Source organism: Vibrio sp. 1580, assembly GCF_033340055.1.
In genome coordinates this window covers 1-626 of the sequence record NZ_JAWOVT010000404.1, presented here as the reverse complement: position 1 = coordinate 626, position 626 = coordinate 1, and the positions used below count along the sequence as shown (strand labels likewise).

Below are 626 nucleotides of genomic sequence, written 5' to 3'. Positions count from 1 at the left end.
TTCTTAACGGTGTTGCGGATAACAATCTCTGGTTGCATCTCGAACACACGCTTTTCGTGTTCTTTATCTTTAATGCGTTCAAGTAGGATCTCAAACGCATTTTTACCCACACGACGTTTAGGTTGGTGAATCGTTGTTAGCGGTGGTGAGAAGTACTCTGCACGTTCAATGTTGTCGTAACCGATAACAGAAACGTCATCTGGAACCTTGATGCCGTTTTGTTGCAGACGGCTCATTAAGCCAAGTGCCATGGTATCGTTAAAACAGAATACTGCAGTAGGGCGTTTTTCCATCGCGGTGATCTTGTCTGCAACCAGTACCGCAGTATCGCATTCAAAGTTACCTTCAAGAATCCAATCTTCATTGATTGGCAGTTTTGCTTCAGCCATGGCACGACGGAAACCAGCGATACGCTCTTGGCAAGCAAGTTTCTCAAAGTGACCACTCAGGCAGGCGATGTCAGTGTGGCCGTTATCGATAAGATATTTAGTTGCTAGGTAGCCACCTTCTTCAGAGTTATCGATGATCTTGTCCGCACGAGAACTCTCTGGGCCCCAATCCATCACAACTTTCGGGATGTCTGAGTGACGATCTAGCATCTCTTTTAGTTCTTCGGTTAGATCTGA

The 626-nt window shown here is 45.7% G+C and carries 1 protein-coding gene; it reads right to left on the bottom strand.

Annotated features, from left to right (window positions below; genetic code table 11):
• Positions 1-626: substrate-binding domain-containing protein (locus R7093_RS26270; protein ID WP_318147152.1), on the bottom strand; the 626-nt coding region annotated here is incomplete at both ends.